The sequence below is a fragment of the Oceaniferula flava genome (assembly GCF_016811075.1).
GTDB classification, from domain to species: domain Bacteria; phylum Verrucomicrobiota; class Verrucomicrobiia; order Verrucomicrobiales; family Akkermansiaceae; genus Oceaniferula; species Oceaniferula flava.
The window spans coordinates 243,407-262,107 of record NZ_JAFBGL010000001.1; the positions used below are offsets into that span (position 1 = coordinate 243,407).

Sequence of the window (18,701 nt, forward strand, 5' to 3'; positions counted from 1 at the left end):
CCGATGCCTTCTGGCTTCATGCACAATTGCTTTGATGTCACCGACTTGTCTGGTCGCTCAGGAGGCGACTAGTGAAGAAGCAAGTGTGGAGGATGGAGCCCGGCAATTAAACGTCAGGTTTCTGGCGCTGGGTCACCGACGTTTGGCCAAGTTTGTCCGCAGTAAAAAGGCCCGGGTCATCAAGATTAAGACACCTGACGGAGAAACGATCGAAGAGACGATTCCATCCGGTGTTCCTATTGAGGTGTTGGGCAAGGAGTTCGAGTATCTTCCTTCACTGGTTTATATCCGCGACCGTCGTGCACGGAAGTCGGGAGGCTACGCCGTATCTCCACTGATTTTGAATGCAGCGACTCAGGAAAAAACACTGACTTACCGATCACACCTAAGTTTGTTTTTACGAAAACCTACCGGCGAAGGCGGGGAGCAGGTGCTGTCACGTTATGTCTCGGCACCCGTGGGTGAGGAGCAGACGCATATGCTGATGACTCTGGTGAATCGCTTCGATCGCCACGAAGGGTGGAAAACTCCAATCGTAAAAACCTTCGATACCAGCCCCAAGGCTCTGCCTGGTGGTTCCGTGTTATTTTTCAATGCCACTCCATTTCCTATTGAAATCGATGTGCCCATTGGAAGCAAAGTAGAGCTGCGCACTCTGGCGCCTATGAAGTCCATGGCACTCAAGCCGATGATCAACAAGGACGGTCGCACATTAGTGCGCGCGCGCTTGGTGGCGAAAAATGGGGCGAAGCGACAGTTCTACTACAACTCGGTGCGACTCAGCGAGGATGGCCGTGCCTACATGTTCGCCTACTTTGACCCGCGCAGAAAAACCTCCAACCCTGCCGGTATGGTTCAGTTTTCCGATGAAATCGAAGTGACCTCGCCAGTGAGCGTGAACTGATCGGACGATACCTTCTCAAAGGTGGATAGAGTCCACGGAAAGTCAGTAGAGCCCGCTTTTGCGGTCGCAGTAACCAACTGCAAAGTAGCAGGGGAAAGTGGGCTGTCAGGCGCGCGGCGGAGGACGGAAGGAGAGCAGAATGGCTCTCACCAACATCGCGGCCATGAACAAGAGCCCCAGGGGGATGGCCAACATCACCGCAAGTAGGACAGCGGGTGCGATGACCCACTTGCCCCAGGATCGGCTGCGTAAATAAAGAAACTTCTGCGTGACCCACAGGGTAGCACGAGTCTTCCAACCGAGGGACTTTTGGAATCCTGAAAATGGATCCTCCGGCTCCTCCGGTGGACGTTGACCCGTGTGGACCTTGGGATCGGCCGACTTGGCTCGCTCTGCTTTTGCTGATGAGGGGGCGTCGGGTGTGACGATCTCATCAATCTGGATGGTTTTACTTTCTGGCAATGGGCTAATCAATCGTTGTTGGGGCGAATATAGCCCACATTAGGCCTGATGCAGGTTTTTCTCTGTATCGGTCTCGATGATCGCAAAACGCTCGCGGTGCAGCGTGGGATCGGTGCGGAAGGTGAGACGACCGCTGTGCGAGCGCTCAAGTTCCACGAAAAGCTTGGAGTCCTCGTTTTTGAAGCGATTGAGTACCTCGGTGCTGACCACGATGGTGAGATCTCCGAGCTGACCTTCGCCGCGCTGGATGACGGTATTGAGAGCGCGTTGGACTTCCACACTCATGGTCATTGGCGTTTTCACGCGGCCACGTCCTTGGCAGTATGGGCAGGGCTCCAGGAGGCTGTCGCGGAGCGATTCGTTGAGGCGCTGACGCGTCATCTCCATCAGGCCGATGGAAGAAATTTGCAGCACCTGGGTCTTGGCTTTGTCGCGCTTCAAGCGTTCGCGCATGGCGCGGTAGACTGCTTGCTGGTCGCGGCGATGGCGCATATCGATGAAATCGACCACCACCAGGCCGCCGATGTTACGCAGGCGTAGCTGGCGGGCCACCTCTTCAGCGGCCTCCACATTGGTTTCAAGCAGCATCTTATCGACGTCCTTGGAGCCTTTGTTGCGGCCGGTGTTGACGTCCACGGTGATCATGGCTTCGGTTTCATCGATCACCAGATAGCCACCGCACTTGAGCCAGACCTGCCGAGAGAAGGCTTCATCGATTTGCTTCTGGATGCCGATTTTTCCGAAAATCGACTGTCGGCTGGGCAGGTGGTAGATGCGGCGTTTTGCACGGCGTGAGATGCGGCCGGCGAGCTCGCGCATTTGGTTGGTGGTGTCCTCGTCATCGCAGATCACCTGGCCGAGGTTATCGGTGAGGAAGCTGCGGACGCTGCGCTCGATCAGATCGGGCTCCCGGAACACACAGAGCGGCGCCGGGTTGTTGTCGCGCTTGTCTTCCACGGCATACCATTGCTCGAGCAGCATCGCGAGATCGCGGACGAAGTGGCGTGCGCGCTGGCCGGTGGCCACGGTGCGCATGATGATGCCCATGCCTTCCGGCACCTGCAGTTTCTGCATGATGCGGCGCAGGCGTTGACGTTCCTTGGGATCGTCGACCTTGCGGGAAATTCCGAACTGGTCCGAGTAGGGCATCAGCACCAGATAGCGACCCGCCAGTGAGATGTTGGTGGTCACTCGTGGCCCCTTGTTGCCGATTGGTCCCTTGGAGACCTGGATCATGATTTCGGACCCCTGTGGGTAGATGCTGGGGATGTCTTTGGAAGAAATACGTTTCTGTTTCTGCTTCTTCTGGCCCTCGCGCTGGATTTCCTCCAAGCCGCTATCGAGGGCGGCGGGGATGGCGTCCCAGAAGTGAAGGAAGGCATTTTTCTCCAGACCGATATCGACAAACATGGCCTTCAAACCGGGCTCGATGTTCTTCACCGTGCCTTTGAAGATGCCGCCGACGATGTTGAGATCGCCCTCGCGTTCGATGTTATACTCTTCCAGCGAGCCGTCCTCGATGAGGGCGACGCGGCGTTCGAGTTTTTCAGAGTTGATGACGAGTGATGTTCCTTCCAATGGGGTGGGGGTGCCGAGCCCTAAGGCGCGTCTGATACGTTTGATCATAGTAAATGTGAGTTTTTAATAGATGAGTAATTGAATGCCCGGGGGCGGGCAAAAGTGTTGTGATTCGATAAGCTATTCTTCGACGATGATGGCTTTAGGAGTCCGTGAGCCTTCTGCGTCTGCTTCTTGACTGATGGTGGGTTTGGGAATGAGTGGGGTGGCTGGCTCAGCGACGGCTGGAGCCATGGGGATGTTGGAAACTTCATCGCCTGTCTCGCCGTCTTCGTAGGCGAGGTCGATGAGGCCTCCTTCATCAGGGAGTTCGATTTTTTCGCGGACGATGAAATCGCCTTCGAATTCTTTCATTTTGACGAGCGGGAGTTTCAGTCCCTCGTCGCTGGCGAAGAGCCCGCGGAGAATGAGATGAACCAGCGGTCCGGCGACGGCGCCACCGGAGGAACCACGCTTGACGGCGACAACGACGACGTATTTTGGTTGATCGTAAGGGGCAAAAGCGACTGTCCAAGCATCGTTGGACTTGATCCCCATGTCATTGGTCTGGGCGGTGCCGGTTTTTGCGGAAACTTTATCTTCGTAGGCAGCGCGGCGGGCAGTGCCTCCCTGTTCGTTGGCAGCCATCCACATGCCTTTGCGAATGCTTTCGAGATCTTCTGCCTTGAGGCCTTCCTGCAGGAGGTTGACTTTCAGGTTCGGGCGGTTCTGCACGAGCACGCCATTGGACGGGTGAATCACGCGTTTGACGATCCGCGGTTTGAAGTAGCGTCCGCGGTTGGCGATGGTGGATACCACGGCGGCCATTTGCAGAGGGCTGGCGGCGCTGTCGCTCTGACCAATCGACATCATTCCGGTGATCGCTGGAGTGACAGAGGCACCCGGACGCATCTCAGTGCGCCAGAAGCGGTTGCCGGGAATAAAGCCGGGGGACTCAGAGGGTAGCTCGATGCCGGTTTTCATTCCCAGCCCTAACAGCTGATAAGAATTCAGCATGTTCTTGCTGCCGATCTCATTGGCGACCCGCATGAAGTAGCAGTTGCACGAGCGTTGGATCGATTCTTCCAGGCCGAGCACGCCGTGGCCGGCGCGTTTCCAGCAGCGGATTTGGATATTTCCGTAGGGGACGTAGCCTGGGCAGTTCACCTGGTCGTGGGCGTGGCCGTGCATGGCCGCAGCGATGGCGCAGGGGAGTTTGAAGGTTGAGCCTGGGGTGAAATTGTTGATCGCCTTATTCACCAGTGGGTGGGCGCGGTTGGTGCGGTAGTTTTCCCACGCGTCGGGGTCGATACTCGGAACAAAGTAGCTGGGGGTGAAATCCGGAACCGATGCCATTGCCAGCACTTCACCAGTGTTCGGGTCCATGACTACGGCGGCAGCGCGACCGACGCGACGCAGGGTGTTTTCCACCAGGCATTGGATGCGGGCATCGATGGTGAGTTCCACCCGTGATCCGACGTCCGGCTTGATGTAATCGACCATTTGCAGCACCTCGCCTTTCTCGTTCTTGAGTAGCGTTTTGATGCCTTCGGCGCCGGTCAGGTAGCTGTTCATGGTGGATTCGACTCCAGCGATGCCTGAGCTATCACCGGTGTAGTGCTTGAACTTGCGTTTTTCCTCCGGGGAAATGGATCCTTTTTCCCACTGCTTGACGTAGCCCAGCACGTGGGATGCGAGTGAGCCGTAGAGATACTCGCGGCGCGGGCGCACCCGGACGTCCACGCCAGGGAGTTCCAGATTGTGTTCGGCGAAGTAGGCGAACTGATCGTAGGTGAGATCGTTGCGGAAGGTGAAGGGGACGAGACCGGTGTGGGTGATGTAATGCGTATCCAGGGCGCTGGCGCGGTATTTCTTATCCAGCTTGTGCAGCGCAAGTTTGGGTCGAACCCACTCGTTGACGATCCATGAGGTCTTGATCTTGCGGAAGTCCTTCACGGCATCTTTGCCCTCGGTCTCGATCAGGTGACGTTTGTAATCGGCGCGAATTTCATCGAGGTTGAACACCACTTCATAGTTGCGTTTGTTCTCGGCGAGAATGACGCCATTGCGATCGGTAATATCACCGCGGATACCGGGCTCGCGTATGGTCACGGTGTAGTTCGAGGGCACCTGCTTGAGGAACTTCGAGCGATCTTCAATCTGATAATGGTATAACCGCGACAACAACGACCCAAACCCAACAAGGATGAGGGCAGTTAGAAGATAGAGTCTGAGGCGGTAGCGTGGTTCCATTGGATGAAGATGATACGTGATCGGTGGTTAGTCAATATAGCGTGGGCCTCGTTTGAGGCCATCGTAGCGGATGGTGTGGCGACTGATGGCAGCGAGTTGGAAAATCAGCCAGAAGACCACCGGGGAGAAAAGCATGGTCAGGGCGCTGGTTAGATAGATCCGGTAGAAGGCTGTCATGGGGAAAACAAAGTCGCCACGCACGAAGTTGATGAGAAGATACTCGGAAAACAGATAAAGGAAAATGGCGATGCCGGAGAGCAGCGAGGACAGGTGCCACTTGCCCTTGCGGAACAGTGGCTGGATGCCCTGCATCAGCAGGCCCATCATGGCGTAGAGGATGATGCTGTAGCCAAAGTGCAGGGATTCGATCTGCTCCTTGTAGATGGCGGGGTCTCCACCCTGCGGGCCGAGTGTGTGCTGGGCGTCCCAAAGGAAGCCGCAGAGGTAGGCAAGCAGTAACATGGTGGCAAAGTCCACAGTCACCGCGGCGCAGAGAAACACCAAGGGGAGAATCAAGACTCTGGCACCGTGCAGGCCACCAATGGCCGGCAAGAACTGCTGCAGCATACAAGCGGCAAGAGTCAGGAGGATGATGCTGATGGTGTACTTGATCACGGTTTCGTTCAGGCTAGCGGGCTGACTCCTCATGGGAGTCCTGGGTTTTTACAAACACGGTATGTAGTGTTGCAAAGTCCACCGCTGGCTTGACGAGAGCTTCTCCATACAAAGGTCCGGATTCAAATGACTGGACTGTACCGAGAAGAATGTCAGGCGGAAAGAGGCCGCCGCGGCCGGTGGTAAAAACCAGCATGCCGTCGGAGATTTTGGCGTCTTTCGACAGAAAGCTGAGCCGGAGCAAGGGTGCTTGTCCGGTCTCACCTCTCTGCCCACTCAGGATGCCAAGTTCAGGGGTGCCGTCCACTTTGGCGGACACCTTGCACTTTTCATCAGTGAGTAGGATTACGGTGGAAGTATCTTCAGAGGGGGCGTCGACCTTGCCCACCAGTCCCTCCGGGGAGAGAACCGGCAGCTGCACGCCGACACCTTGTTTCTCGCCACGGTTGATCGTGACGGTGTGCCACCAGGTGGAAGGCTGGCGGCGAATGATTTTGGCTGCGAGGACGTGGAAGGGGGCCTCCTGCTTGAACTTGAGCGCCTGGCTCAGGCGGGCATTTTCCAGCTCCAGCTTTCTGAGGTGGGCGACCTCCATGCGCTTTTTATCCAGCTCCTCCTTGGCCAAGTGGTATTTGGCTTTCCATTCCTCCGAATGTTCCGCTTCTTTGATGAACTCGGAGGCGGTGGTTTCGAGCGAGGAGCCCCCCTTGAGGAAGGGGCTGATGGCGCTGTAGTAGGTCTTCTGGATGCTGCGGACTGATTGCTCGCTGCGCGTGAGTGCCCAAATGGCACCCGCGATAAATAGCAGGAGAGCAATCAGATTCTGCGGCTTCATAGTAGCACCAAGAAGTGATTAATTTTTGGCTTCTGTGTTGGTGACACGGCGAAGGAAGGATATCTCGGAGAGCACCTTTCCTGTGCCTTCGGCCACGGCGCTGAGGGGATCTTCAGCAACGTGGACTGGCAGGCCAGTTTCTTCGCGGAGGAGTTTGTCCAGTCCACGAAGCAGGGCTCCACCGCCTGCGAGCACGATTCCGCGGTCGACCAAGTCGGCGGCGAGTTCCGGCGGGCAGCGCTCCAAGGTGGTGCGAACGGCGTCCACGATGGTGTTGAGAGGATCGGACATCGCATCGCGGATTTCCTGTGATGTGATGGTGATGGTTTTCGGCAGGCCGGCGACCAGATCACGGCCTTTGACTTCCATGCTGGTTTCCTTGGGAAGGGGGGCTGCGGAGCCAAGGCGGATTTTGATTTCCTCGGCAGTGCGCTCACCGATCATCAGATTGTAGGCGCGCTTCATATACTGCATGATGGAATCGTCCAGCTCATCGCCGGCGGTGCGGACACTGCGGCTGTAGACAATGCCGGAGAGGGAAATGAGAGCCACTTCGGTGGTGCCTCCTCCGATATCGACAATCATGTTACCGGCGGCGTCCTGCACGGGCAGGCCGACACCGATAGCGGCGGCCATGGGCTCTTCGATCAGATAGACTTCGCGAGCGCCTGCCTGCTCGGCAGATTCGCGCACGGCGCGGCGTTCGACTTCGGTGATGCCGGATGGCACGGCGATGACGACGCGTGGGTTCGAGCGGCGGCGGCCGTTGTTGACCTTGCGGATGAAGTGGCGAAGCATGGCTTCGGTCACTTCGAAATCGGCGATCACGCCGTCACGCAGGGGGCGGATGGCGACGATGTTACCGGGGGTGCGGCCGAGCATTCGCTTGGCGTCGTCACCGACGGCGAGCACCTCATTGGTGCCGGAGTTAATGGCGACCACGGAAGGTTCGCGCAGAACGATGCCGTGGTCCTTGACGTTGACCAAGGTGTTGGCGGTTCCGAGGTCGATACCAATATCATTGGATTTGAGGGAGAAAAGTTTACCGAACATGGTGTATGGGTCTGAGAGTGAGTTGGTTAAGTGGAATGATGGTCAAATAGATGAGAGTAGTGCCGAGTCGGCGCTGTGAGGCTTTGCATGAGTGGCTGGCGCGCGGTAGAGGCGTGGCCAAGAGTGCCAGCGACAGGTGCCGCCCAGAAGGTTTCCCTAAAAGGTGCGTGACTATTCAGTCTTAGCCCTTTGAGGTCAAGCGGTAAGACGGGGAAATGCTTGAAAGATCGGGCTTTTCCGAGTCATGCCCGCTGCGCAGCGGGGCGTTCATTAAGCGAGCTTCAAGCGATCGTCTTCAGCGAGCGTTTTGCTGAGCTCTTCCCAGCCGTCCGGTGTCTGGATGTTGAAGGTGTACAGGTAGAGTGCCACCAAGGCGGGATCGTATTTCTCCAGCAGGGCATCGACAGCGGTTTTAAGCTTATCGGCATCCAGGGTCTCCGGCAGTTCTCCCTCGACCTGGCCGTTGCCGTCGTGGGGGATTTCTAGGCCGTCGCAGAAGGTGGCGAGCATTTCTTCCTGCCCCTTCATGAAGTAGACCTGGAGTAGATGCTCACCGATCATGTCGCTGGACTTCAGCATCAGGGTTTTGTGCATCCATGCGATTTGCTCGGTGGCGGGTTTCTTTTGCAGGAAAGCGAGGCGGAGCTTGCGGTTGGTGGCGAGGCTGCCCAAGGCGGTTTTGTAGAGGTTGCGATCCGTCTCGCGCATCCACATGAACATGTCGTTGACGATGGCGGGTTTGACGGCGGTGAAAAGTTCGTATGCGTGCATAGTAATGGTTGGAAATTGGGATTGGAAAGGAAGAGGGCCTCCGGGGAGGTGAGGTTAGATAAATTTGACGGAATGTTTTTTACTGAGGCGGAGAATATCATCGGCCTTCAGGCTGACAGCAGCCATGGGATCGGTCAGCTTGTCTCCATTGAGTTGAACGGCACCGGTGGTGATGAATTGTTTACGCAATTCGCCGTTGGACTTTTTCAGGCCGAAGGTGTCCTGGAAAATGGTCGATGCCAGGGTGATGACGTTGATCTCGGCAGGGAGTTCACTGAGCTTGACCTCGGTGGCACCCGCTCCGGTGTCGCGCTGGGAAAAGCGGGCTTCCCAAGTGGCACGAGCGTCCTTGGCGGCCTCCTCGCTGTGGTATCGAGCGGTGAGGCTGGCGGCAAGTTGTTTTTTCGCTTCCATCGGGTGCAGCGAGCTATCGCGCGCATCGCCCAACAATAAGGTGTAGTAACGATCCATCAGGTCGTCTGAGATACTCATGAGCTTACCAAACATTTCGACAGGCTCTTCGCTAACGCCGACGTAGTTGTGTGAGGATTTGGACATCTTTTTGACTCCGTCGAGGCCCTCGAGCAGAGGCATGAGTATGACCACCTGCTGGTCCATGTTCTCCTCTTTCTGAAGATCGCGACCGACGAGGATGTTGAACAGCTGGTCGGTGCCGCCGATTTCGACATCTGCCTTTACCACCACGGAGTCCCAGCCTTGGAGGATGGGGTATTGAGTTTCGTGCAGGCGGACTTCCTTGCCTTCCGCGATTCGGCTTTTGAAGTCCTCGCGCTGGAGCATCTGCTGCATGGTGACCCGGGCATTGAGCTTGAGCACGGTGTCGTAGGTCATCTTATTGAACCAGTCGCCATTGTAAACGATCTCGGTTTTTTCCGGATCGAGGATCTTGAATGCCTGGGTGGTGTAGGTTTCCGCGTTCACCAGGACCTCGTCGCGAGTGATCGGCGGACGGGCGGTGGAGCGGCCCGTGGGGTCTCCCACGGTGGCGGTGAAATCGCCGATGATGAGCACGGCGGTGTGGCCCAGTTCTTGAAATTGGCGCAGTTTCTCAATTGCCACGGTGTGGCCGAGGTGAATGTCCGGGGCAGTGGGGTCGACACCGAGTTTGATTCTCAGTGGGCGGCCCAGTTCCAGTTTTTCCTTCAGCTCTTTCTCGCTGAGGACTTTGGCGGTTCCGGCGGTCAGGATGTTCAGGGCATCATCGACAGTATGGCTCATGGCGCGCGGAGAGTGGATGGAAGCAGCCATTGTGTCGAGTCGGAAGATTGGGGCTTTACTAGAATTAATCGGGAGGATTAGCTTGGCGAAGATGAATGATGGAAATTCCCCCTATGAAGTCTCCCAGAGCGGCATGACTCCACCGCCGGCTCCCGAAGCCATGGCGGTCAATCCGACGCCTGTTCCCAAGGTCTTTGGCGTCATTCACATCGTCTACGCCTGTTTGGGTGGGATCGGGGCCCTAGTTGCCGTGGGCAGCGTGGTGATGATCAAAACGCTGATGGCGAAAGTCGGTGGGGAAACCGAGGAGGTGGATGTCTTTCTCGAGGCCTACCAGCAGATGGAGGTTTATACCTACATTGATGCCGGCTTGAAGCTGGTTCTGGCGCTGTTGTTGCTGGTGGCCGGTATCGGCTTGTTGAAGAAGCGACTGTGGGCGCAGAAGTTATCGGTGACCTGGGCGGTGCTGCGGATTGTCTCGGCGATTGTGATGACGATTGTCATGATGGGGCCGAGTCGCGAGTTTCAGGAGAAAATGGGTCAGGTGACCGAGAATCAGCCGGGGGCGATTGATCAATCGCAGCTTCAGGGCACCATGCAAGGTGTCAGTAGCGTGGTGGGAATTATTTTCCTCTGTATCTATCCGATTTTAACCTTGGTCTTTCTGAGCCGGAAATCGGTCAAAGATGTCTTGAGATAGCTTGTTTTCGAAGCATTTGAGACCATCTTAAGTGAAGTCTCGGAGGTGGTGGGTGAGAATATTTTGGCATCTCATTCATTTTTCGCTTTGCAAGATCGGGCGATTGCATTATTTCGCTGCCGCGCCTTTTTCAGTTGGGCTTTCCACTGAAGGCACAGAATGATGGTGACTGTAGCTCAGTGGTAGAGCCCCGGATTGTGATTCCGGTTGTCGCGGGTTCGATCCCCGTCAGTCACCCCATTTTTCTCCTCTGTGTCATTTGAACCGCTTAGCGCGAAAAAAACAGATAACTGCCGCAGTTACTGCTTTGCACCCAGAGGTTTTTACTTCTAAGTTAGAGCGTTGCGGGTGCTTAGCTATCCGAATCAAATTAATCGTCTGCCTATGTTGTCGCTGGAAGAAGTCATTGGATATAAGTTTAGGAACTCCCTGTTATTGGCAGAAGCTCTAACTCATCCGAGCATGGCATATGAGACGCAGAAGCCTCATTTTGACAATCAACGATTGGAGTTCCTAGGTGATGCTGTGATTCAGCTAGTTCTCACGGAGAAACTTTATCAGCTTTTCCCAGGCTTCTCCGAAGGCCGTCTTACCAAGCTGCGTGCGCGACTGGTCTCACGTGAGGCCTTGCACTGCTTTGCCAATGAAATGAACCTCGGTTCTTATATCATGATGGGCAAAGGTGAGGAATCGACAGGAGGTAGAAGTCGCGCGTCGACTCTAGCAGATGCTTTTGAGTCGGTGTTAGGTGCGGTGTATCTGGATGGCGGCTTGGAAAATGCTCGAGCGACCTTGGATAGAATCTGCAGTGATGCGGTCAAATTAGTGGCTGAATCTCCTGAGGAAAAAAACCCCAAGGGGCAATTGCAAGAGGTGCTGCAGGCGATTTCTCCCGAAGGCCCGCAGTATCAGGTTATCCGCGAAGAGGGGCCTGATCATCAAAAATCATTTACCGTCGAGGTGCATTGGAAGCAAATGCCGATGGGCGAAGGGATAGGCAATTCCAAAAAGAATGCAGAGATCAATGCGGCGCGGAATGCGCTTAAGAAAGAGCTCTGGAAGGAATTATCGAAATGAGCAATCGCTTGTTAGGAGCTGTGGAAGCCGGTGGCACCAAGATGGCGTGTGCCGTGGCTCGCGAGCCTGACAAGATTCTTGAGGAAACGCGTTTCCCTACCTCGGAACCCGAGGGAACCTTTGCGCAAGTGGATGCATTTTTCACCCAAGCGGAGGCGAAACACGGAAGAGTGGACGCGCTGGGATACGGAACTTTCGGTCCGGCAGGTGTGAATCCTGCAGAGTCTACATATGGTCAAATCCTGAAAACGCCCAAGGACGGGTGGGAGGGGGTAGATGTGTTGGGCTTTCTCCGTGAAAAATTTCCAAAGACCAAGCTGGCTTTCGATACTGACGTTAATGCTGCGGCGCTTGGCGAAGGTCGATACGGTGCAGCGCAAGGGTTGCAGGATTTCATCTACATCACCGTGGGCACCGGTATTGGTGGTGGCGTGGTGATCGATGGTAAGCCATTGCACGCGCAACCGCACGCGGAAATCGGTCATATGCGAGTTCCCTTGTTAGAAGGGGAGCTCGATGATTTTCCCGGCAGCTGCCAGTTTCACGGTCGATGTCTCGAGGGGTTGGCCAGTGGCACTGCCATCGGAGCTCGTTGGGGTATTCCAGCCACTGAACTGCCCAAAGACCATCCGGCTTGGGACCTGGAAGCAGGTTACCTCGCTGCCATGGTGCAGAATTTGGTGGCATGTTTCGCACCGCAAAAAATCATTCTTGGTGGTGGGGTGATGAATCAGAAGTTTTTGTTAGGAAAAGTCAAAGCTCGCTACCTGGCCGAGATGGCGGGGTATTGGTCGGGCCATGAAGATTTGTTGGTTCTGCCGGAATTGGGCAATCAGGCTGGCATCACAGGTGCGCTGATCATGGCCTCATCCGCGTAACACGGTCAGCACCGCGACCCGTTCAGCTCCGGCTCGCATCAAGACCTCGGCACATTCATTGGCGGTGGATCCCGTGGTGAATACGTCATCGAGTAGGATCACCGGTTTGCCCGCGATTTTCTTTCTGCCTCCTGCCCTCACCGCGAAGGCGTCGTTGAGGTTTTCGAGTCGCTTCTTCCGGCTGAAGCGCGTTTGGGTTTCGGTGTTGCGCCGACGTTTGAGGATTTTCATCCATGGCACATCGATGAGAGGGGAGAGTTTTTTGCCAATTTCTTCGGCTTGATTGAAGCGGCGTTTTTTCTGGCGCATCCAATGGAGGGGCACTGGCACGATGATGCCGTGTTCAAGATAGGGGGTAAAGCGAGTGTCATGGGTTGCTCGCTGCGCCAGCTGGGCTAATTCGGTGGCGAGCTGGATTTGACGCATGTATTTGAAATCATGCACCAGTTGGCGGGCACCTCCGTCACTGTGCAGAGCCGCGAGAGCAAATTCGAAATGAAGATGAAGTTGGTGGCAGTTCGGGCAGATGAACTCCGAACTGATCGCGCCATCGTAGCTCTCACCGCAGCGGGTGCAGAACGGGGCTTCGATGAAATGCATGTCCTCGGCGCAGGTGGAGCATAAGTGGCTACCGTGTGTGAGGGGAATTTCACACAGGTGGCAGGTAGCTGGATAGAGGAAGTCCAAAAATCTGTCAGCCAGCGGATGCATTAAACGGACTATGCCGAAATTATCCGACCGGAGCCATGTTTTTTTCTTCCCGTGTAGAACGTGCTTCGGTGGATATTCTGGTGAAAACGTGCACCAGAATGCCGGTGGCCAGTAGCACGCTCAGCGGGAGGATGCCGGTTTTTCGATCGGGGCTGATGAATAGGTCGGCCATCGCTGGGTGCCGATCGCTGAGCTCGACAATTGGTTCGAAGGTGCGGTGGATCAGCGTCCATCCAAGATGTAGCCCAATGGGTAGCCAGAGTGAGGCGCTGCGATAGCGGGCGTAAGCGAGGATGAGGCCGATACCAAAGAGGGTGAGCCACGGGAGGAAAAAGGTGTGGAGCTGCAGAAACCGCTGACCAATGAGCCCCAGCATCTGAAATCCGGCGTCCAAATTTCCAGGATGGCTAAGGTGCACCCCATCAAGCGGCGAGAGGAAGTGGACGGAGGCATAACCGATTGAAACCACGGTGATGGCGGCCGCAGGGCGCATGGAGCGCAGGCAAATCCCCAAGAGGACGCCACGAAACAAGCACTCTTCAATCAGCGCGACTGGAAGAGCTGTAATTAGGGCCACTTTAACGGCATCCCACCACAGCACGGGCTCTTCTAACACAAACCATCCGGACAGAAGAAGGATCCACATCATCATGAGCATCAGTCCACTGGCGAGAAAGACTCCGGTGCCGAGGTGGAGTAGAAAGCGGTCGTTCGCTCTCAGTGGCTGACCACTGACGGGAGGTAAGCTGCTGGTGGGAAGCCTAAAGGTCCACGGGTTCTGGCCTCTGAAGGTTGGTGGTTTCCCGATCCGCATCCACATGATAAAGGGGCCAGCTAATAACAAGGCGCTGATTAAAAGGGATCGATTGAAATAGCGGGGGAATTCCGCATTATCGCACTTTTGGGCAAACCAAAGCAGCAGCGAGTGATGGCTGCGTGCAGGCACAACCTCGGCAATCATCTTGCCCGCATTGAATAACCAGGGGGAGAGGATCGCAGCCGAGACAGTGGTAAGGATGAGGAAGATGAGAACCTTGGTGAGGTCACTCTGGAGGAGTCGGTTCACGGCTTGCATTGTCGGCGATGCGCTGCGATCCGTCAATGTCTGGCATGGGCTAAAAATTTTCATTCAAATAGCCGAGATTCCCGCTATATCACCCGCATGCAGAAGCACCAGTGGAGAGAGGAAGTCGAGGAGGGCACCATGATGTATCGGGCGACCTACCATGCCGGCGTGTGGAAACTATACTCCCAGCTCAAGGGTGATGAAGAGTGGGATCACCACGATCCAATCGAGGTGGAACTGCTCGAAAAGTTACGCGAGGTGATGTGGAACAAGTATCAGCGCGGGCGCTGTCCGCACAAGTTGGTGACCAAAATCGATAAGATGTTAGGTAAGGACTAAGCGTTCTTTTTTAATCTAGCAGATCCGGCCGATTCTTACGAGTCCGCTGCAGGGCCTTGTTTTTTTTCCAAGCGGCGATCTTGCCGTGGTCCCCGCTGAGCAAGACATCGGGCACCTTCATGCCTCGGAAGTCGTTGGGCTTGGTGTAAGCGGGAGCTTCTAACATGTTGGGATCGGTGAACGATTCGTCTTCCGGTGAGCGGGCGTCACCCAATGCTCCGGGAATGAGGCGGACAATGGCATCGGTGACCACCGCCGCCGCGATGGCGCCATTGGTCAGCACGTAGTCGCCGATGGAGATTTCGCGATCGACGAGTTCCTCGATCACTCGGTGATCGACTCCTTCGTAATGACCGCAGAGGATGATGAGGTGGGCGCTGTCGGCCAGCTCTTGGGCGTGTTGTTGTTTGAAGGGAATTCCTTGGGGGGTCATCAACAGCACCTGGGTGTCGTCGCCGCGTAGTTCTTCCACGGCGGCAAAAATGGGTTCCGGTTTCAGCAGCATGCCTTGGCCGCCGCCGCAGAGGTATTCATCGGTCTTGCGGTGTTTGCCCGTGGCCCAGTCGCGCAGTTGATGGGCGTGGACTTCGACCAGTCCGGCTTCCCGAGCGCGGCGCATGATGCTTTCGCTGAGGGGAGCCAGGGCGATTTCGGGGAACAGGGTGATGATGTCAATGCGCACGGTGGGAGAGGTAGGATGAAAGAAGTAAGAAGCAAGACGTATTGGGTTTGAAGTTTTTTCTCAAGTCGCTACTTCTGCCTCGGTGAGCCAGTCCATCTATATTGTTGCCGGAGAGGTTAGTGGGGACACCCATGGAGCCTGCTTGATGTCGGCGCTGCAAGAGCAGCTGCCGGAGGTGGTGTTTCACGGTGCCGGCGGGCCGGAAATGCAAGCTGTCAGCGAGCATGTGACCAATTGGGTCGAGGATGCTGCTGTCATGGGGATCGTGGAGGTGCTGAAGCATTACAAGTGGTTCAAGCAGCGTTTCGATGAGATGCTGCGCGAATTGGTGGCGCTGAAACCTGATGTGCTGGTGCTGATCGATTACCCAGGTTTCAACCTTCGTTTTGCCACGGCGGTGCGCGAGCAGCTGCCTGACACCAAGATCGTTTATTACATCAGCCCGCAGGTTTGGGCTTGGAACAAGGGGCGCATCCCCAAGATGGCGGCAACCCTCGACCTGATGCTGTGCATTTTCCCCTTCGAGCAGGAGATTTTCCAATCGGCGGGACTGAAAACCGTCTTCACCGGTCACCCCTTGGTGGATGAGCTGGAGGAGAAAAAAATCGATGTGCCTCGCGAGGATGGGCTGGTGGGCCTCTTTCCCGGCAGCCGTGAGCGTGAGGTCGCGCGACTGTTCCCGCTGATGGTGGAGACGGCGCGCCGGATGCATGTGCATCATCCGGAGTGGACCTATGAGGCCGCAGCGGCATCGGAAAAGCTGGCTGCAAGCATGCGCGAGATTGTGCAGAAGTCAGGTCTCGCCGACACAGGGGTGATCAAGATTGGCACTGGAACCAGCCACGCCCTGATGCAGCGCGCTACCTGTGGGGTGGTGGCTAGCGGCACCGCGACACTCGAGGCGGCCGCGCTGGGACTACCGTATTGTCTGGTTTATAAAGTCGCCTGGCCGACCTGGGTTATGGGCAAGCTGTTAGTCAAAGTTGATTTCATTGGTCTGGTCAACATACTCGCCGGTGAAAAGGTGGTTGATGAGCTGATCCAGACCGAAGCGGAGCCCCATAATCTCGAGCTCTGCCTCACCACCCTGCTCAAGGATGAGTCGGCGCGGGAGACGCTGCGCGCGCGCCTGCTCGATACCGCATCCCGCCTGGGCGAACCGGGAGCTCACGACCGCGCTGCCGCTGAAATTGCCAAGTTATTCGTCTAAGCCTCTGTTCCCCAAATTTTCTACCATCATGTCTGAATCCAATCCGCGCATTTACAAAGTTATCCTGATGATCCTTCCCGTGGGGGTGGTGATCGGCACCATCATCTTCATGTATATGTATTTTCACAACGAACGCCGCGATGAGCAAAATCATGCGGTGATCGCCTCCCATGGTCTGCGCGTCGATGATTTGCAGGATATGGTGGGGAAATTTAGCAATCGGATCGGTGTTAGGGCGGTGGACTCCGAAGAGGGGCGCCGTGGTTTGGTCGCCGCGGCCTCCATGATCGAGGGCCGCCTGGGACCGCAGAACGTTGGTTTTCCCGTGAAAAAGAGCGAAGGGCAGGCCTCGCATGGTCGACTCTGGAAGGCGCTCTGGGTGGATATTCGCGGTAGTGAAGATCCGGAGAGCATTATCTTCGCCGCAGTGTCCTTCTCGGGTGCCGGTGAGATGGCGGATGCCAATACCGTGAGCAGCATGGTCATGCTGGCCTCCACCATGGCACGTGAGGTGCCGGAGCGGACGATCCGCTTTGTCTTTCTCCCGCTCGACCTGTCACCCTCCGAGCAGAACCGCTGGCTGCTGGAGCGTTGTCTCAACGATGGCGAGCGCTGCGATGGCATTGTGGGGCTGAAAGAAATGCAGGGCGAACTCGCCGTGGGCGACGGTGCTTGGCAGGCTGAGGCCGGATCGGACTCGCAGTGGTGGCAATATTTGCAAGACCAGAGCTCCCGTCCGGAGACCGAAGCACCGGCCGTCTGGCTGAGTCACCCGGTTTTTTCACCCGACACGTGGAAGGGGCAGGATGACAAGCGCCTGCAAAAAACCATCGAAGCAGCAGGCAGCATGAAAGAATGGCTGAAAAGAGCGGCCAAATAGCGCGATTTCAGACTAAATTGGCAAGAGATGTGATTCTTTTGAAAAAACATCTTGTCAGAAAGGCTGAGCTGGGATAATTCCCCTGCGCGCTCCTCGCCTCACTTTGGCAACCGTCAAAATGACCGGGGAGAAAGGAATCAAAAAGGGGCATTAGCTCAGTTGGTAGAGCACCTGCATGGCATGCAGGGGGTCAGCGGTTCGAATCCGCTATGCTCCATTTCCCTTTTTAAAACATCCAAAAGACCGATCTCCCGCCGCATGTTTGCATTAAACAGGCGGCTTTTTTATCGGCAAACCCACCACATTATGGCAATTGAAGGCAAAGAACTCGCCATCGCATGCGCTCGCGCTGCGGAGGAAATCCAGGCTGAGGACATCCGTGTTCTCGACCTCACCGGTGTGTCTTCGCTGACCGATTTCATGGTCGTCTGCTCCGGCACCTCACTGCCGCACTTGAAGGCCGTGATGCGTGATGTGGAAAAGGAAATCATCGAGAAGTATGGCTCGTCACCGCACCAGGCCGAGGGCGGCTCTGATTCGCGCTGGATGGTGCTCGATTACATCGATGTCATGGTGCACGTCATGCACCAGGAGCTCCGTGACCTCTATGGCCTGGAAGACCTCTGGGGCGAAGGCAAGGAGGTTGAGTGGCAGGACGCCGCCGAGTAATTGCTTTTCGGGTGAATAATTCTCCCTACCTTGCGTCTACTTGATATGGCGCGCAAGAAGATTGATCTCTCGAAAATCCACGGACGGATTCAGTTCGTGCGTAGTTTTCCCGACTACAAAGTCAAAGTAGTCGATTCGTTTCCCGACCTCAAGGTGCAGCTGGTGAAGAGCTTTCCCAACAAAGCGGGGCAGTGGAAAATCGTCAATTCGTTCCCCGATTACAAAATCCAGATCGTTAATTCCTTTCCGGATTTCAAAATCAAATACGTCAAAAGTTTCCCTGGTGTTAGGTAGCTGCCACCCAATGTGAATAACTTGGGTATAAGGTGTAAGAAAGTGGATTGTAGCCGTTAAGGTCGAGCCGGGTTTCAGGTGACGAAGCTTGGTGTGAATGGGGTGATCAAATGGCACTGGTTGTGAGTTTCAGATGTTACTCACTGAGTTATTCACATTTGAATATCCTGCTGGCTAACAGGTAATCTATCAGGAAAATGCGGATTTTTTCACGATGTGTAAATGACTTGTCGACTTGTGAACAAGTTATTCACAATTTGAAAAGGGGCTTATGAACAGGATGATGTGAATAAATGAGGATGACACTGCCTGGTCGGAAACGCCTGCAGGGCTGATCAAAAACAGTGCAGAAAAGTAATGTGAATAACTTGGCAATAAGTGGGGAAAAGATCACATGAGCAGCTAGAATCTTTAGCTGCGAGCTCTGTGGGGTTGGTGGTGTTGGTAGGCGTCTGTCCAGCCAATCATCCATGGGTCACGCAGCTGCCCTTTATTTGGATGAGTTC

Annotated in this window: 20 protein-coding genes and 2 tRNA genes; 11 read left to right on the top strand and 11 right to left on the bottom strand. The window is 55.6% G+C overall.

Going from position 1 to position 18,701, the window contains the following annotated elements; translation table 11 throughout:
* Positions 1-34 precede the first annotated feature (34 nt).
* Positions 35-904: a hypothetical protein gene (locus JO972_RS01020; RefSeq protein ID WP_309488127.1), complete on the top strand. Its 870-nt coding sequence runs from the start codon at positions 35-37 to the stop codon at positions 902-904.
* 105 nt (positions 905-1,009) lie between these two features.
* Here the strand turns inward: JO972_RS01020 and JO972_RS01025 are convergent, their stop codons facing one another.
* The 8 genes from JO972_RS01025 to tyrS all read right to left on the bottom strand — a co-directional run bounded on the left by JO972_RS01025 (position 1,010) and on the right by tyrS (position 9,689).
* Complete coding sequence (locus JO972_RS01025; RefSeq protein ID WP_309488128.1) at positions 1,010-1,366, bottom strand: hypothetical protein; 357 nt, start codon at positions 1,364-1,366, stop codon at positions 1,010-1,012.
* A gap of 39 nt (positions 1,367-1,405) precedes the next feature.
* On the bottom strand, positions 1,406-2,992 hold the full coding sequence (locus tag JO972_RS01030) for an Rne/Rng family ribonuclease (RefSeq protein ID WP_309488129.1): 1,587 nt from the start codon (positions 2,990-2,992) through the stop codon (positions 1,406-1,408).
* A 72-nt stretch (positions 2,993-3,064) separates the two neighbouring features.
* Positions 3,065-5,176 carry a penicillin-binding protein 2 gene (gene mrdA / locus JO972_RS01035; RefSeq protein ID WP_309488130.1) on the bottom strand — a complete coding sequence of 704 codons (2,112 nt, stop codon included), beginning with the start codon at positions 5,174-5,176 and terminating at the stop codon, positions 3,065-3,067.
* Positions 5,177-5,203: 27 nt separating this feature from the next.
* Positions 5,204-5,791 (bottom strand): hypothetical protein, encoded by a 588-nt coding sequence (locus JO972_RS01040; RefSeq protein ID WP_309488131.1) that lies wholly within the window; start codon positions 5,789-5,791, stop codon positions 5,204-5,206.
* 13 nt (positions 5,792-5,804) lie between these two features.
* On the bottom strand, positions 5,805-6,626 hold the full coding sequence (mreC, locus tag JO972_RS01045; RefSeq protein WP_309488132.1) for a rod shape-determining protein MreC: 822 nt from the start codon (positions 6,624-6,626) through the stop codon (positions 5,805-5,807).
* A gap of 18 nt (positions 6,627-6,644) precedes the next feature.
* Entirely contained in the window at positions 6,645-7,679 is a 1,035-nt protein-coding gene (locus tag JO972_RS01050; protein WP_309488133.1) for a rod shape-determining protein, read from the bottom strand.
* A gap of 270 nt (positions 7,680-7,949) precedes the next feature.
* Entirely contained in the window at positions 7,950-8,450 is a 501-nt protein-coding gene (locus tag JO972_RS01055; protein ID WP_309488134.1) for a hypothetical protein, read from the bottom strand.
* Positions 8,451-8,504: 54 nt separating this feature from the next.
* Positions 8,505-9,689, bottom strand: a complete 1,185-nt coding sequence (gene tyrS / locus JO972_RS01060) for a tyrosine--tRNA ligase (protein WP_309488135.1) — start codon at positions 9,687-9,689, stop codon at positions 8,505-8,507.
* Between the two features lie 91 nt (positions 9,690-9,780).
* On the opposite strand from tyrS, the gene JO972_RS01065 reads away from it, so the two are divergent.
* The 4 genes from JO972_RS01065 (at position 9,781) to JO972_RS01080 (ending at position 12,344) form a co-directional block, all read left to right on the top strand.
* Positions 9,781-10,389, top strand: a complete 609-nt coding sequence (locus JO972_RS01065) for a hypothetical protein (RefSeq protein WP_309488136.1) — start codon at positions 9,781-9,783, stop codon at positions 10,387-10,389.
* A 165-nt stretch (positions 10,390-10,554) separates the two neighbouring features.
* Positions 10,555-10,629, top strand: a tRNA-His gene (locus JO972_RS01070).
* Between the two features lie 144 nt (positions 10,630-10,773).
* Complete coding sequence (rnc, locus tag JO972_RS01075; protein WP_309488137.1) at positions 10,774-11,466, top strand: ribonuclease III; 693 nt, start codon at positions 10,774-10,776, stop codon at positions 11,464-11,466.
* Complete coding sequence (locus JO972_RS01080; RefSeq protein ID WP_309488138.1) at positions 11,463-12,344, top strand: ROK family protein; 882 nt, start codon at positions 11,463-11,465, stop codon at positions 12,342-12,344. The genes rnc and JO972_RS01080 overlap by 4 nt, the downstream gene beginning before the upstream one ends.
* Here JO972_RS01080 and JO972_RS01085 read toward each other — a convergent pair.
* Positions 12,333-13,055, bottom strand: a complete 723-nt coding sequence (locus tag JO972_RS01085; RefSeq protein ID WP_309488139.1) for a ComF family protein — start codon at positions 13,053-13,055, stop codon at positions 12,333-12,335. The two genes, JO972_RS01080 and JO972_RS01085, sit on opposite strands and share 12 nt — an antisense overlap.
* 19 nt (positions 13,056-13,074) lie before the next feature.
* A complete protein-coding gene (locus tag JO972_RS01090) occupies positions 13,075-14,121 on the bottom strand; it encodes a CPBP family intramembrane glutamic endopeptidase (RefSeq protein ID WP_309488140.1) in 1,047 nt (348 codons plus the stop codon).
* A 96-nt stretch (positions 14,122-14,217) separates the two neighbouring features.
* On the opposite strand from JO972_RS01090, the gene JO972_RS01095 reads away from it, so the two are divergent.
* Positions 14,218-14,460: a hypothetical protein gene (locus JO972_RS01095; protein WP_309488141.1), complete on the top strand. Its 243-nt coding sequence runs from the start codon at positions 14,218-14,220 to the stop codon at positions 14,458-14,460.
* 10 nt (positions 14,461-14,470) lie between these two features.
* Here JO972_RS01095 and trmD read toward each other — a convergent pair whose 3' ends face one another.
* Positions 14,471-15,142 (bottom strand): tRNA (guanosine(37)-N1)-methyltransferase TrmD, encoded by a 672-nt coding sequence (trmD, locus tag JO972_RS01100; RefSeq protein WP_309488142.1) that lies wholly within the window; start codon positions 15,140-15,142, stop codon positions 14,471-14,473.
* 82 nt (positions 15,143-15,224) lie between these two features.
* Here trmD and lpxB point away from each other — a divergent pair, with 82 nt between their 5' ends.
* The 5 genes from lpxB to JO972_RS01125 all read left to right on the top strand — a co-directional run bounded on the left by lpxB (position 15,225) and on the right by JO972_RS01125 (position 18,195).
* Positions 15,225-16,352, top strand: a complete 1,128-nt coding sequence (gene lpxB, locus JO972_RS01105) for a lipid-A-disaccharide synthase (RefSeq protein WP_309488143.1) — start codon at positions 15,225-15,227, stop codon at positions 16,350-16,352.
* A gap of 28 nt (positions 16,353-16,380) precedes the next feature.
* Positions 16,381-17,232, top strand: a complete 852-nt coding sequence (locus JO972_RS01110; protein WP_309488144.1) for a hypothetical protein — start codon at positions 16,381-16,383, stop codon at positions 17,230-17,232.
* Between the two features lie 144 nt (positions 17,233-17,376).
* Positions 17,377-17,449: transfer RNA gene (locus JO972_RS01115), tRNA-Ala, on the top strand.
* Positions 17,450-17,538: 89 nt separating this feature from the next.
* Positions 17,539-17,901 (top strand): ribosome silencing factor, encoded by a 363-nt coding sequence (gene rsfS, locus JO972_RS01120; RefSeq protein ID WP_309488145.1) that lies wholly within the window; start codon positions 17,539-17,541, stop codon positions 17,899-17,901.
* A gap of 45 nt (positions 17,902-17,946) precedes the next feature.
* Positions 17,947-18,195, top strand: a complete 249-nt coding sequence (locus JO972_RS01125) for a 7(1) septoil knot domain-containing protein (protein ID WP_343221518.1) — start codon at positions 17,947-17,949, stop codon at positions 18,193-18,195.
* Positions 18,196-18,701: the final 506 nt, after the last annotated feature.

Bases quoted from the DNA above. Each gene is read 5' to 3' on its own strand.
- JO972_RS01020 (WP_309488127.1), top strand. From the start codon at position 35: ATGTCACCGACTTGTCTGGTCGCTCAGGAGGCGACTAGTGAAGAAGCA.
- JO972_RS01030 (WP_309488129.1), bottom strand. From the start codon at position 2,992: ATGATCAAACGTATCAGACGCGCCTTAGGGCTCGGCACCCCCACCCCA.
- mrdA (WP_309488130.1), bottom strand. From the start codon at position 5,176: ATGGAACCACGCTACCGCCTCAGACTCTATCTTCTAACTGCCCTCATC.
- mreC (WP_309488132.1), bottom strand. From the start codon at position 6,626: ATGAAGCCGCAGAATCTGATTGCTCTCCTGCTATTTATCGCGGGTGCC.
- JO972_RS01050 (WP_309488133.1), bottom strand. From the start codon at position 7,679: ATGTTCGGTAAACTTTTCTCCCTCAAATCCAATGATATTGGTATCGAC.
- JO972_RS01055 (WP_309488134.1), bottom strand. From the start codon at position 8,450: ATGCACGCATACGAACTTTTCACCGCCGTCAAACCCGCCATCGTCAAC.
- tyrS (WP_309488135.1), bottom strand. From the start codon at position 9,689: ATGAGCCATACTGTCGATGATGCCCTGAACATCCTGACCGCCGGAACC.
- JO972_RS01065 (WP_309488136.1), top strand. From the start codon at position 9,781: ATGAATGATGGAAATTCCCCCTATGAAGTCTCCCAGAGCGGCATGACT.
- rnc (WP_309488137.1), top strand. From the start codon at position 10,774: ATGTTGTCGCTGGAAGAAGTCATTGGATATAAGTTTAGGAACTCCCTG.
- JO972_RS01080 (WP_309488138.1), top strand. From the start codon at position 11,463: ATGAGCAATCGCTTGTTAGGAGCTGTGGAAGCCGGTGGCACCAAGATG.
- JO972_RS01085 (WP_309488139.1), bottom strand. From the start codon at position 13,055: ATGCATCCGCTGGCTGACAGATTTTTGGACTTCCTCTATCCAGCTACC.
- JO972_RS01095 (WP_309488141.1), top strand. From the start codon at position 14,218: ATGCAGAAGCACCAGTGGAGAGAGGAAGTCGAGGAGGGCACCATGATG.
- JO972_RS01110 (WP_309488144.1), top strand. From the start codon at position 16,381: ATGTCTGAATCCAATCCGCGCATTTACAAAGTTATCCTGATGATCCTT.
- rsfS (WP_309488145.1), top strand. From the start codon at position 17,539: ATGGCAATTGAAGGCAAAGAACTCGCCATCGCATGCGCTCGCGCTGCG.
- JO972_RS01125 (WP_343221518.1), top strand. From the start codon at position 17,947: ATGGCGCGCAAGAAGATTGATCTCTCGAAAATCCACGGACGGATTCAG.